Here is a 12699-nt window from a genome sequence, read left to right on the forward strand (position 1 = left end):
CCTGCCCGTATTACTCTTCTTTGGCGTTATTCAGCGCCAGCGATACCGCCAGGGTTTGCGCCAGACACATAGAGGCGACCTGGGAGCGGAAACCGTCCACCTGCGCTTCGCGCACCACAAAGCACACGTCGCTGAAGGCGGCCAGCGGGCTGACCTGGCTGTCGGTAATGGCAATCTGCTGTGCGCCACGCTTGGCGCCCAACTCCACCAGCTCCAACGCTTCCTGCGCATACGGCGAATAGCTGATGGCGATCACAACGTCATTGGGTTTCACCATGCTGAGTTGCTCGGTAAACATGCCGCCCAAACCGTCGATCAGAAAGGCTCGGCGCTCCAGATGACGCAAGGCATAGGTGAGGTACGAGGCGACGCTGAATGAGCGACGCAGACCGATCACGTAGATATTCTCGGCGTTGTTCAGCAACTCAACCGCGCGATCCAACTGCTCGGGGCTGGTTTGCATCGCCAGCTGTTGCAGGGCCTGAGCATTGACCATGGTGAAAACGTTAAGAATTTCCGCCGGCTTTTCCGGCGCAACGTTATCGTCGGTAGAGGTCTGGCGAAACAGGCGAGCGCGTTCGGTGTAGTTGACCGTTTCTTCCATCAGGTGCTGGCGAAAAACCTGTTTCATTTCGTTGAAACCGCTGAAGCCAAACGCGTTGGCAAAGCGGATCAGGGTCGACGGCGGGACGCTGGCCTGTGCGGCGATGGAGGCGACGGTATCGAAAGCAATGCTGTTACTGTTATCCAAAATGTAACGCGCCACCTGTTTCAAACGCTTGCTCAGCGTTTCATAACGGTGGCGGATCTCGTCCTGTAACAGCGAAAGTTGAGTTGGGTTGTTCATCCATTCGGCTCGCAGTGTGGGCTAAGGCGTATTGGCCTGACGCCTGAATTATTGACAGCTCATTCTAACAGATGGAGCGGAAGTTTCATTTCACCAAAAAGCGATTTATTCGATTGCAAGTTGCGTTACTTCACAGAAAACCGGCAAAAAAATCCCCTTAAAGCGGCGAAAATCGTTTAAGGGGAGGGTTTGTCGATTAAGACGAGTGAGAGGTTGGGCGGTATTGGCGCCAGAAGCCAATCAGCGTCAGGTATTTTTGTTTCACCTGCTCGATTAAGCCGGCGTCATCCAGTTCGCCCTGCAACCAGCGGCGTGAAGGCTGGCCGAAGATGGTGCGGCCGACGGCAAAACCTTTTACCCAACGGGCGTCTGCCGCCGCGGCGAAACCGGCCTTCAGCGTTTCTTCCGGTGAGTCCAGCCCCAGTATCAATACGCCACGGCAGAATGGATCGTTCGCCTCTATCAAAGCCCCCACCCGCTGCCAATTTTCTGCGCTCAGCGGCGGCAATTTCCACCAGTCGGGCTTGATGCCCAGCGTGTAAAAATATTGCAACATCTCCAGATAGTAGCTTTCGGCCTTGTCGGCGTTGCTTTCCGGCAGGATCACCTCCAGCAACAGTTCGTGGCCGGACTTGCAGCAACCGCGATACACGTCGCCAATCAGTTCATCCTGCTCGCGACGCAGCTCGGCGGCGTCATGCGGATGGTAAAACACCAGGCACTTCACCACGTGCTCCTGCGGCCAGTCGATCAGCTGCGAGCCAATATTGCCGTGCTCCAGTCGTAGCGGGCGTGAACTGGGCAGCTCGATCGGTCGGCCAATCCACCAGCCCTGGCCGGTGATGCTGTTCAGCGCCGCCTGCCCATAGGTGGTATCGGCCAGAATGCCGCTGTTGCCCTGCAACCCGGCAACCTCGGCGGCCTGTTGCGCCGCGGTCAGCAGCAGGGTTTTCAGTTTGGGAATGCGTTCCTCGCTGACGTTGGCTTCTCGCGCCATATCCGCCAGCTGTTTGCGGTGGTCGAAAGCGAACACGCACAGCTCCGGCCACTGCTGTTTGCGGGTAGTGACCCGGTGCAGATGGTTAAGCCGCGCATCGCGATCCGGACGTTTCACTTCCTGTTCGCGCTGCAGGTAGTCATCCAGTTCCTGCTTGGTTGGCATCGCCGGCGCACAGCCGTGACGCGAAACCACCAGTGCGCCGCAGGCATTGGCATAGCGGCAAGCCTGATCCCAACCTTCATCGTTCAGGTAACCGCGCAGCAGGCCGGACATAAAGGCATCGCCCGCACCCAGTACGTTCAGTACCTCAACCCTTACGCCGGAGTGCAGTTTGACCTGTTGCCAGCTTGTCGGGATCTCCGCTTCAAATACCGAACAGCCCTGGGCGCCGCGTTTGCAAACCAGCGTGGCCCGGGTCGCCTTGCGCACGTTTTTCAACGCGGTCAGGGTATCGGTGCTGCCGCCAGCAATATGAAACTCTTCTTCGGTGCCGACGATCAGATCAAAGTGATGTAGCACTTCTTGCAGTTCGCGGGTCACTTTTTCTGACTCGACGAAACGGGTTTCACCGTCGCCCAGCGATGTCAGGCCCCACAGCACCGGCCGATAATCGATATCCAACGCGGTGCGCAGACCGTGGCGTCGGGCGTATTCCAGCGCCTTTAACACTGCCGCGCGGGTGTTCGGATGCGACAGGTGGGTGCCAGTAATGGCCAATGCCCGTGACGATGCAATGTAGGCCTCGTCGATATCGTCCGGCGTCAACGCCATATCGGCGCAGTTTTCGCGATAGAAAATCAGCGGGAAGGTTTCCTGATCTTTAATGCCGAGGATCACCAGGCCGGTCAGGCGCTGGGGGTCGGTAATCAGGCTTTGGGTGTCGGCCCCGACGCGCTGCAGTTCTTCGCGCAGGAAACGGCCCATATGTTCGTCGCCGACGCGGGCCAGCATGCCGGACTTCAGACCCTGAATGGCCGTGCCGTAAGCCACATTGCCGGAAGAGCCGCCGAGATATTTTGAGAATGTGCTGGCATCTTCCAGGCGTGCGCCGATTTGCTGTGCATAGAAATCGACGGCGATACGCCCGAGACAAATGACATCAAGCTGTTTTTCTTGTGTAGCCATACCCGTTTCCTTCTGTATTAAGCGAAACCCCGACTGCGAAGCATTTTTGGAGTATGAGGAATAAAAATTTCAATTTCAAGATTGAATGAAATTTACACCCCAAAAATGTGATGCATTTAAAACCCCGTTGCTACAACGGTAAAGGGCATCGAAAACCCCGCCCGCCCTGAGGTGAAAACGCCGAGGGGCGGCAAGGGTATCCTTGGTGTCACAGGCTGATGGTGCCAAGGGTTGCTGTGAGTTCAGGCGGTGTTGAGCGGACGCCTCAACGGATGAAAGGGTGGCTAAGTCAGTGAATTCTAAAGGCATGGATGAAACGGGGTTTTCATCATTATGGGATCTTTATCGCAAAATGAAATGTTTCTTCTGTAATGTGATTTTATGAAAAATATATTTGTTTATAATCCCAACACGTTTCAGGTTGTCGGCTTAAGCAGGGTACAGCGCTTGCTGACGGCGAGTATCACACAGCTTATCTGGTTCGGCATGCAGCTGGTGCCGGCGCGGGCGAGACTAATCTAAAAGGGTGAGTAAATGGGCAAGATCCGGTTAACCATGGCACAGGCACTCGTCAGGTTCCTCGACAACCAGTACCTGTTGGTCGACGGCGTGGAAACCAAATTCGTCAAAGGCATCTTTGCGATTTTCGGCCACGGCAACGTCCTCGGTCTGGGGCAGGCGCTGGAGCAGGACAGCGGTGAGCTGGTGGTGCATCAGGGGCGTAACGAGCAGGGTATGGCCCACGCAGCGACCGGCTTCGCCAAGCAGAAGCTGCGTCAGCAGATCTATGCCTGCACCTCTTCCGTCGGGCCCGGCGCCGCCAATATGATCACCGCCGCCGCGACCGCCACCGCCAACCGCATTCCTTTATTGCTGCTGCCGGGCGATGTTTACGCCTCGCGCCAGCCGGACCCGGTGCTGCAGCAGATTGAACAGTCTTACGATCTCAGCATCAGCACCAATGACGCTTTCCGTGCGGTGAGCAAGTACTGGGACCGCATAGTGCGTCCTGAACAGCTGATGAGCGCCTGCATCAATGCGATGCGCGTGCTGACCGATCCGGCGGAAACCGGCGCGGTGACGCTGTGCCTGCCGCAGGACGTGCAGGGCGAAGCCTATGACTACCCGGACTATTTCTTCCAAAAGCGTGTGCATCGGCTCGATCGCCGCCCGGCGACCGCCGGCATGCTGGAGGATGCGTTGGCGCTGCTGACCGCTAAACGTCGCCCGCTGCTGGTGTGCGGTGGCGGGGTGAAATACTCGCAGGCCGGCCAGGCGCTGCGTGACTTCGCCGAGCGTTTCCACATCCCGTTTGCAGAAACTCAGGCGGGCAAAGGCACGGTGCCTAGCAGCCATGAATTCAACCTGGGGGGCATCGGTGAAACCGGCTGTCTGGCGGCGAATACGCTGGCCCGTCAGGCCGATCTGGTGATTGGCGTGGGCACCCGTTATACCGACTTCACCACTTCGTCAAAATGGCTGTTCCAGCATCCGGACGTCGATTTCCTCAATATCAACGTCAGCGCTTTTGACGCCGGCAAGCTCGACGGCGTGCAGGTGTTGGCCGATGCCCGCGAAGCGCTGTCCGCACTGAGCGAACGGCTGGCACAGGCAGATTATCGCGCCGGCTGGGGTAATGCCATTGCCGACGCACGCAGCGCGCAACAGCAGGAAACCGCCCGGGTTTATGCGGTGGAATACACCGGAGAAGGTTTTGTTCCTGAAATTGACGATCACCTCGATCGTGACCGCGTGTTTGCCGAATTTATCGAAAAGACCGACTCCTTGTTAACCCAAAGCCGGGTGCTGGGGGTACTGAACCAGCATCTGCCGCAGGACAGCGTGATCGTCGCCGCTGCGGGCAGCCTGCCGGGTGATTTGCAACGGGTGTGGCACAACCACGGCGAACAGGGTTATCACGTGGAATACGGCTACTCCTGTATGGGCTACGAGGTCAATGCCGCGCTGGGGGTCAAGCTGGCTGAGCCGAACCGCGAGGTGTATGCGATGGTCGGCGACGGCGCCTTTATGATGCTGCATTCCGAACTGGTCACGTCGATTCAGGAAGGCTGCAAAATCAACGTGGTGCTGCTCGACAACATGACCAACGGCTGCATCAACAACCTGCAGATGGAACACGGCATGGACAGCTACACCACCGAGTTCCGCTTTCGCAACCCGCAGGGCGGCAAGCTCGACGGCAATTTGGTGCCGGTCAACTTTGCCATGCTGGCTGCGGCCTACGGTTGCAAGACCTACAGCGTGACCACCGAGCAGCAGCTGATCGAAGCGCTGGCCGATGCCCGTCGGCAAACCGTGTCGACCCTGCTGGACATCAAGGTGCTGCCAAAAACCATGGTGCACAAATATCTCAGCTGGTGGCGCGTGGGCGGTGCCCAGGTTGCCGACAGCGAAAAAATCGTCGCCGTGGCCCGCAAGCTGCAGGAAAACATCGATAAGGCCCGCGACTACTGATCAGGATCCCGTTTGATTACCCAGACCTTGCGTCTGCCGCAACTATTTGAAGAGGATAACGAAAATGACATTGAACATTGGGGTTATTGGCACCGGCGCAATCGGTCGGGATCACATTCGCCGCTGCAGCAAAGTGTTGCAGGGCAGCCGTATCGTGGCGGTCAACGACATCAATCGCGACAGCGCCGCCAAGGTGGTGAGCGACCTGAAGCTGGACGCCAAGGTGTATGACAACGGCCACGATCTGGTCAATGCGGCGGACGTGCAGGCGGTACTGGTCACTTCCTGGGGCCCGAGTCACGAAGAGTTCGTGTTGGCCGCGATTGCCGCCGGTAAGCCGGTATTCTGTGAAAAGCCGCTGGCGGTCACCGCTCAGGGCTGCAAAAACATCGTCGAGGCCGAAGCGAAACACGGTAAACGTCTGGTGCAGGTGGGCTTTATGCGCCCTTACGATCAGGGTTACCGCGCGTTAAAACAGGTGCTGACCAGCGGGCAAATTGGCGAACCGCTGATGCTGCACTGCGCACACCGCAACCCGACCGTCGGCGAAGCTTACACCACGGATATGGCGATCACCGACACCCTGATCCACGAGATTGACGTGCTGCGCTGGCTGCTGGATGACGACTATGTCTCGGTGCAGGTCGTGTTCCCGCGTAAAAGCCCCAAGGCGTTCCCGCACCTGAAAGATCCGCAAATTGTGCTGTTCGAAACCGCCAAAGGCACGCGCATCGACGTCGAAATTTTCGTTAACTGCCAATACGGCTATGACATCCAGTGTGAGGTGGTGGGTGAAACCGGCATTGCCAAGCTGCCAGAGCCGTCTTCGGTGCAGATGCGCAGCGGCGCCCGACTGTCTACCGAAATTCTGACCGACTGGAAAGACCGCTTTATCGATGCTTATGACGTCGAGCTGCAAGGCTTTATCAATGACGTCTTGGCCGGCAAGCTGACCGGGCCTTCCGCCTGGGATGGTTATGCCGCTTCTGTCACTGCCGACGCCTGCGTGGCCGCGCAACTCAGCGGTGAAATTGTGCCGGTGACCTTGCCGCCGCGGCCGGCTTTTTACGGCAACTGATGGGTTGAGCGCCGCACTTACGTTTAAAGAGGAATGACCATGAAGATCGCTTTTGATGTGGATGTCATCAGGGACCTTGGCATCACTAAAATGGTTGAGCAGGTGGCGGACTGGGGCTATCAGTATATTGAGCAGTCGCCACACCCGCAGATCAATCCGTTCTACAAGCATCCGAAAGCCGGGCGCGAAGTGATGGCGGAATACAAAAATGCGCTGAAGGCCACCGGCGTGGAGATTTCCTCGTTTATCGTGGTGTATCGCTGGTCCGGTCCGGGCGAAGATCGCCGCCAGGCGGCGGTCAAAAACTGGCGCCGGATGATTGAAATCGCAGTGGAAATGGGCGTGCAGGTGATCAATACCGAGCTGGCGGGTAACCCCAATGAGCCGGAGATCTGTGAAGAACTGTGGTACCGCTCAATGGAGGAGCTGCTGCCGATTATCGAGCGCGAAGGCATCCGCATGGAAATCCAATCGCACCCGTGGGATTTCTGCGAGCTGAGCAACGAAACCGCCGATATCGTCAAGTCGTTACGCAGCGATCACGTGAAGTATCTCTACAGCGTGCCGCACACCTTCTACTACGACAAAGGTCAGGGCGACGTGGCCGGCATGCTGAAATATGCCGGTGACGATCTCTCGCACGTGTTGATCGCCGACACCATGAACCATACCAAGCACTGCCGCTATATCGTCAACCCGCCGGGTGTAGACGCCGCCGTGCACCAGCATATGGGTATCGGCGAAGGGGAAGTGGATTTCGATGCCCTGTTCCAGACGTTGCGCGATATGGAATTTGCCAATCGTAATTTTAAGGTGGGCGGCGAATCCATTATCTGCACCTCGCTGTTTGGCTATCCGGAACGAATGAAAACTCAGGCGGTAGCGACCCGAGAGCGCATCGAAAAAGAGCTGTTGGGTAAATAAATTTCTCGGCTGCGTGGGTGTGAAATCACCGGCGTGCTGCTCCTATGATTGAGGCTGAAAATGAATAAAGACAACGTAAAACTGGCCATCGCCCCGATTGGCTGGACCAACGACGACATGCCCGACCTGGGCAAAGAGAACACTTTCCAGCAGTGCGTCAGTGAAATGGCGCTGGCCGGGTTTACCGGCAGCGAAGTGGGCAGCAAGTATCCGCGCGATCCGGCGGTGCTCAAGCCGATGCTGGATATCCGCGGCATTCAAATCTGCAACGCCTGGTTCAGCACCTTCTTCGCCGATGGTCTGAAAGAAAAAACCATTGATGAATTTATTAACCATATGAATTTCCTGCATGCGATGGGTGCCAAGGTGATTGGCTGCTCCGAGCAGAGCAAAAGCATTCAGGGCACCACCAAAGGGGTGTTCGAAGAGAAGCCGTATTTCAGCGATGAAGAGTGGCAGCGAGTGGCCGATGGCTACAATGAGCTGGCCAAGATTGCTGCCGGCAAGGGCATGCAGGTTTGTCTGCACCACCATATGGGTACCGGCATTCAAACTACCGCCGAGATCGACCGCTACATGAGCATGGTGAACGACGACGTCTACCTGCTGTTTGATACTGGCCATGCTTACTATTCAGAAGGCAGCCAGCAGGCGATGATGGCGATACTGGAAAAATACCTGCCGCGTATTAACCATGTGCATCTGAAAGATGTGCGTGACGACGTGGTGGCCGAGGTAAAGGCCAACAAACTCAGCTTCCTCGACGGCGTGAAGAAAGGCACCTTTACCGTGCCGGGTGATGGGGTGATCGACTTCCGTCCGGTGTTTAAACTGCTGGATGAGCGCGGTTACAAAGGGTGGATGGTGGTGGAGGCCGAGCAGGATCCGGCGCTGGCCAACCCGTTTGAGTATGCGGTGAAGGCGCGCCGTTATATTAAAGAGACCGCCGGCATTTAATTCGCAGGCGATCGGCAAGGGGCGCTCGAGTCATCGATGCGCCCTTTTTTATTGGCAACGTCAGGCGAGGGTTTTCCAGGTGGTTACCTGTCCGCCGGGCCATGGGGTCGCCGCATAGACACCACGGGCGATGGCACGTGCCAGGGTGTCCGCCGCCAGTGCACCTATCTGCAGCACCGCCAGCTCTCGGCTGCCTTGTACCTCACGCTGCCCGGTGGATAAGGCAAACACCACATCGCCGTCGAACGGGCTGTGTAGCGGGCGGATGGCGCGTGCCATGCCGTCCTGCGCCATCATCGCCACGCGTTTCAGCTCCACCCGGGTCAACGCCAGATCGGTGGCGATGCAAGCCAGGGTGGTGTTCTTCCTGCCGCCCGTCGGTTCTTCTGGCATCCAGTCTTCGCCCTGGCCATGCAACTGCGCCAGCGCTGCGGCACCGCCGTTGCCAAACTCGCCGTCGATTTCGTAAGGCGTCGCCCAGAAGGCACGGGTCCCGGGAGCGACGACCGATCCCAGGCTATTGACCGCCACCAGTGCGCCGACGGTAGCGCCATTGGTCGCCACGATCGACGCCGAACCCAGCCCGCCTTTCAGCTTGCCCATGCCGGTCATGGCACCATAGCCTGCACCCACGGTGCCGAGCGGAAAGTCGTGGCCGGCCTTGCCGGCGGCCTCTATCCCCAATTGGCGATAGGGCGGGTCGAGCTGCCAGTTTTTATCGCCAGCGTTGCTTAGATCATACAGGCAGGCGGTGGGTACGATGGGAGAGACCGGTACGCCCGGTGCCGGACGAAGGGCGTAACCACGCCCCTGTTGCCCCAGCCAGGCTGCGACGCCATCTGCCGCCGCCAGACCGTACACCGAACCGCCGCTCAGCACCAGTGCATCAAGGGTTTGCACCAGATTGTCTTCCCCCAGCGCATCGGTTTCGCGGGTTGCCGGGCCGCCACCGCGCACATCGACGGCGGCGATCGCCGGGCTATCCGGCAGGATCACCGTGGTGCCGGTACGCACCCGGCTGTCCTGAGCGACCCCGACCTTCAGGCCGGGCACGTCGGTAATCAGGTTACGGGTGCCGGTTCGAACGGCGGGAGAACTTGGCATTGCGGCCCCCAGGAAGGTGGTGGGAGAGAGGATGCCGATAGCACCCGTTACGCAGGCCAGCGTTTGCACGAAGGTGCGACGGCTGACGGTGAAGGGGCGGTTTACCGACCCTGGATCACTTTTTATCTCACTCATGAGGCTGATTTTTTCTGCTGTTCACTGCGAAAGCGAGCCATATGGTAAGAATCTACCAGTACGCCGTCGCGCATGGCGTAAGCGCGGCTGGTCCCTTCGATTTCAAAACCGAACTTGCGGTATAGCGCGATGGCTGCCTGATTATCGGTAAATACCGTCAGCTCGATGCGTTCGATGTCTGCCCAATTGTCGCACAGGTCAATCATCGCTTTCATCAGGCTGCTGCCGACGCCTTTGCCGTGGTGGTGGTCATCGACGCCGATGCCAAAGCTCGCCACGTGGCGGCGGCGTACACGCTGATTCAGCATCACGCTCAACTGACCGACAATCTGTCCGTCGATGCAGGCCACCAGGCTATGCGTGCCCGGTTCGAGGTTGGCGAGGCGCTTGTGCCATAGTTCGACCGACGGTAGCGGAAGATGTAGCGTGTCACGGTAAGCCTTCGGCTGAGAATAGAGTTGATGCAGGGCCTGTGCATCTGCCGTTTCCACGTGACGAACTACGATTTCACTCATTACGCTGCTCCTTTGGCTTACCGGTTGAATAACCTCTGAATTTATCGGTTTATTGTGTCGAGTCAATATTATTCCGGATTGGTTAAAAAAACGCTTTACAGGTGCGAATGATAATGATTATTATTGCGATGCGTTCCGGAGAGAGTATCAACCTTTGATACCCTCGCTGCGAAGGCACGACATTGCTCACATTGCTTCCAAGTATTACTTAGCCAGCTCGGGTGCTGGCTTTTTTTTTGCCTGTTTTCAGCTCACCCGCCTTCAACAAATTCCCTGCCAATGGCTTCGCAACTCCATCTAAATTTTTGAACAGAGGGATGAGTTTTTTACGCTTTCATATTCTGCTGCCAGGACTAGACTGTAAAAAACATTGAGGAGAGTTGAATATGATTTATCTACGTAAGGCAGAAGATCGCGGTCATGCCAATCATGGTTGGCTGGATAGCTGGCACACCTTCTCCTTTGCCAACTATTACGATGCCGATTTTATGGGCTTCTCGGCGCTGCGGGTGATCAACGAAGACGTGATCGACGCAGGGCAGGGTTTTGGCACCCACCCGCATAAAGACATGGAAATCCTGACCTACGTGCTGAGCGGCACGGTAGAACATCAGGACAGCATGGGCAATAAAGAGCAGATCCAGGCCGGTGAGTTTCAGATCATGAGTGCCGGCACCGGGGTGCGTCACTCCGAGTACAATGGCAATAACGATCGTCCGTTGCACCTGTACCAGATTTGGATCATTCCCGATCGGGTCGGGCTGGAGCCGCGCTATGAGCAACGCATGTTTGATGCGCCACAGGGCCGCCAACTGGTGTTGTCGCCGGATGCGCGCGACGGTTCACTGAAAGTGTTCCAGGACATGACGCTGTCCCGCTGGGCATTGAAGCAAGACGAACAGGCAGAATGCCCGATTGAAGCCGGTCGTCGCGTGTGGATCCAGGTGGTGCGTGGCAAGGTAGTGGTCAATGGTCAGCAGGCCGGCACCAGCGATGCTTTCGCGGTGTGGGATGAAACTGCGCTGTCGATTCATGCCGATGAAGACAGTGAAATTCTGCTGTTCGATCTGCCGCCGGTCTGATAAAGCGGTAAATACTGAGGGCTCACACAGTGAGCCCTTTTTGCGTTGTGACGTCCGATAACCAACAATATCGGCAGCGGTTTTTTTTTGCTAAAATGAGCGCCCATTCACGGTTAGTCAGTTCATTGATAATGAAGAAAAAACGGCCGGTACTTCAAGATGTCGCAGACAAGGTTGGCGTTACCAAGATGACGGTGAGCCGTTATCTGCGTAATCCCGAGCAGGTTTCTGCCATCTTGCAGCAAAAAATTGCCGTCGCGCTGGATGAGCTGGGCTACATTCCCAACCGTGCGCCGGATATCCTTTCCAACTCCACCAGTCGCGCCATTGGCGTATTGCTGCCGTCGTTGACCAATCAGGTGTTCGCCGAAGTGCTGCGCGGCATCGAGAGCGTCACCGATGCGCACAATTACCAGACCATGCTGGCGCACTACGGCTATTTGCCGGAGCGCGAAGAACAGCGCCTGACCTCGCTGCTGTCTTACAACATTGATGGGCTGATCCTGTCTGAACGCCACCATACGCCGCGCACCATGAAGATGATTGAGGTGGCAGGGATCCCGGTTGTCGAACTGATGGACTGCGTTTCACCGTGCATTGACCTGGCCGTGGGGTTTAACAACTTTGAGGCGGCACGCCAGATGACTCAGCAAATCATCGCGCACGGTCATCGCCACGTGGTGTATTTCGGGGCGCGTCAGGATGAACGTACCATTATCAAACAACAGGGCTATGAACAGGCGATGCGCGAATCCGGTCTCGAGCCGTACAGCGTCATGACTGCGCGTTCGTCGTCCTATTCCGCCGGTGGCGAACTGCTGCGTCAGGCGCAGCGCGATTATCCGCAGATCGACAGTATTTTCTGCACCAACGATGACCTGGCGATTGGTGCGACCTTTGAGTGCCAGCGCCAAGGGCTGTCGATCCCCAAAGATATGGCGATTGCCGGTTTCCACGGCCACGATATCGGTCAGGTGATGGTGCCAAAACTGGCGAGCGTCCTGACGCCGCGTGAACGCATGGGGCAGATCGGGGCTGAACGCCTGTTGGCGCGTTTGCGGGGCGAAACGGTCAGCCCGCGCATGGTGGACGTCGGTTTTACCGTGATCCCCGGCGGCAGCATCTGATCGCTTTTAACTCTTTGTTTCATCAATTTTAATTTGAAAATCGCGCCGCCCGGCGCGTTTTGCTAGTCATCTGTAAGCCCACCGCGCGTTACCCCCATAAGTTTGATCTCTATCCCAGAACGCGAATTTTAGCCCGTTACCCGGTTCCGACACTGCTGTTGTTACCGGTATCATGATACCGGTAACAACGAGGTCAATGACCTTGTAGCGGCGCGATAGGGTCGCTACAGGGAGAAATAGAACCCTTGACTCAGCACCACCTACAGCTCGTCTTCTAACACCGGGAAGAGCCTAAAAATACAACAAACGCGCGCTTTACGGCCTATCGTA

General features: G+C 57.2%; 10 protein-coding genes. 6 read left to right on the forward strand and 4 right to left on the reverse strand.

Annotated features, from left to right (window positions below):
* Positions 1–10: 10 nt before the first annotated feature.
* Both M2407_RS21300 and iolC read right to left on the reverse strand, forming a co-directional pair.
* On the reverse strand, positions 11–847 hold the full coding sequence (locus M2407_RS21300; RefSeq protein ID WP_020837400.1) for a MurR/RpiR family transcriptional regulator: 837 nt from the start codon (positions 845–847) through the stop codon (positions 11–13).
* A 196-nt stretch (positions 848–1043) separates the two neighbouring features.
* Complete coding sequence (gene iolC / locus M2407_RS21305; RefSeq protein ID WP_130016900.1) at positions 1044–2972, reverse strand: bifunctional 5-dehydro-2-deoxygluconokinase/5-dehydro-2-deoxyphosphogluconate aldolase; 1929 nt, start codon at positions 2970–2972, stop codon at positions 1044–1046.
* A gap of 534 nt (positions 2973–3506) precedes the next feature.
* On the opposite strand from iolC, the gene iolD reads away from it, so the two are divergent.
* The 4 genes from iolD (at position 3507) to iolE (ending at position 8406) form a co-directional block, all read left to right on the forward strand.
* The gene (gene iolD, locus M2407_RS21310) at positions 3507–5447 is read left to right on the forward strand and encodes a 3D-(3,5/4)-trihydroxycyclohexane-1,2-dione acylhydrolase (decyclizing) (protein WP_116691632.1); all 1941 of its coding nucleotides are present in this window, start codon (positions 3507–3509) and stop codon (positions 5445–5447) included.
* A gap of 64 nt (positions 5448–5511) precedes the next feature.
* Positions 5512–6525 carry a Gfo/Idh/MocA family protein gene (locus tag M2407_RS21315; RefSeq protein WP_046372447.1) on the forward strand — a complete coding sequence of 338 codons (1014 nt, stop codon included), beginning with the start codon at positions 5512–5514 and terminating at the stop codon, positions 6523–6525.
* 39 nt (positions 6526–6564) lie between these two features.
* Entirely contained in the window at positions 6565–7449 is an 885-nt protein-coding gene (locus M2407_RS21320; RefSeq protein WP_044554812.1) for a sugar phosphate isomerase/epimerase family protein, read from the forward strand.
* A gap of 60 nt (positions 7450–7509) precedes the next feature.
* Positions 7510–8406: a myo-inosose-2 dehydratase gene (gene iolE, locus M2407_RS21325; protein WP_046372448.1), complete on the forward strand. Its 897-nt coding sequence runs from the start codon at positions 7510–7512 to the stop codon at positions 8404–8406.
* 60 nt (positions 8407–8466) lie between these two features.
* Here the strand turns inward: iolE and M2407_RS21330 are convergent, their stop codons facing one another.
* A complete protein-coding gene (locus M2407_RS21330) occupies positions 8467–9645 on the reverse strand; it encodes a P1 family peptidase (RefSeq protein WP_201895921.1) in 1179 nt (392 codons plus the stop codon).
* Complete coding sequence (locus M2407_RS21335) at positions 9642–10160, reverse strand: GNAT family N-acetyltransferase (protein WP_122080407.1); 519 nt, start codon at positions 10158–10160, stop codon at positions 9642–9644. Before M2407_RS21335 ends, M2407_RS21330 begins: the two co-directional genes overlap by 4 nt.
* Before the next feature lie 386 nt (positions 10161–10546).
* Between M2407_RS21335 and M2407_RS21340 the strand changes: the two genes are divergently transcribed.
* Both M2407_RS21340 and gntR read left to right on the forward strand, forming a co-directional pair.
* Positions 10547–11242 (forward strand): pirin family protein, encoded by a 696-nt coding sequence (locus tag M2407_RS21340; protein ID WP_020837391.1) that lies wholly within the window; start codon positions 10547–10549, stop codon positions 11240–11242.
* A gap of 131 nt (positions 11243–11373) precedes the next feature.
* Positions 11374–12369, forward strand: coding sequence for a gluconate operon transcriptional repressor GntR (gntR, locus tag M2407_RS21345; protein WP_020837390.1), 996 nt, complete (start codon positions 11374–11376; stop codon positions 12367–12369).
* The last annotated feature ends 330 nt before the right edge of the window (positions 12370–12699 follow it).

The sequence above is a fragment of the Serratia sp. BIGb0234 genome (genome assembly GCF_024809915.1).
Lineage (GTDB): Bacteria > Pseudomonadota > Gammaproteobacteria > Enterobacterales > Enterobacteriaceae > Serratia > Serratia liquefaciens.

Coding starts and splice junctions, on each gene's coding strand:
- M2407_RS21335 (WP_122080407.1), bottom strand. CDS start 10,160: ATGAGTGAAATCGTAGTTCGTCACGTGGAAACGGCAGATGCACAGGCC.
- iolE (WP_046372448.1), top strand. CDS start 7,510: ATGAATAAAGACAACGTAAAACTGGCCATCGCCCCGATTGGCTGGACC.
- iolD (WP_116691632.1), top strand. CDS start 3,507: ATGGGCAAGATCCGGTTAACCATGGCACAGGCACTCGTCAGGTTCCTC.
- M2407_RS21340 (WP_020837391.1), top strand. CDS start 10,547: ATGATTTATCTACGTAAGGCAGAAGATCGCGGTCATGCCAATCATGGT.
- M2407_RS21330 (WP_201895921.1), bottom strand. CDS start 9,645: ATGAGTGAGATAAAAAGTGATCCAGGGTCGGTAAACCGCCCCTTCACC.
- M2407_RS21315 (WP_046372447.1), top strand. CDS start 5,512: ATGACATTGAACATTGGGGTTATTGGCACCGGCGCAATCGGTCGGGAT.
- iolC (WP_130016900.1), bottom strand. CDS start 2,972: ATGGCTACACAAGAAAAACAGCTTGATGTCATTTGTCTCGGGCGTATC.
- M2407_RS21300 (WP_020837400.1), bottom strand. CDS start 847: ATGAACAACCCAACTCAACTTTCGCTGTTACAGGACGAGATCCGCCAC.
- M2407_RS21320 (WP_044554812.1), top strand. CDS start 6,565: ATGAAGATCGCTTTTGATGTGGATGTCATCAGGGACCTTGGCATCACT.
- gntR (WP_020837390.1), top strand. CDS start 11,374: ATGAAGAAAAAACGGCCGGTACTTCAAGATGTCGCAGACAAGGTTGGC.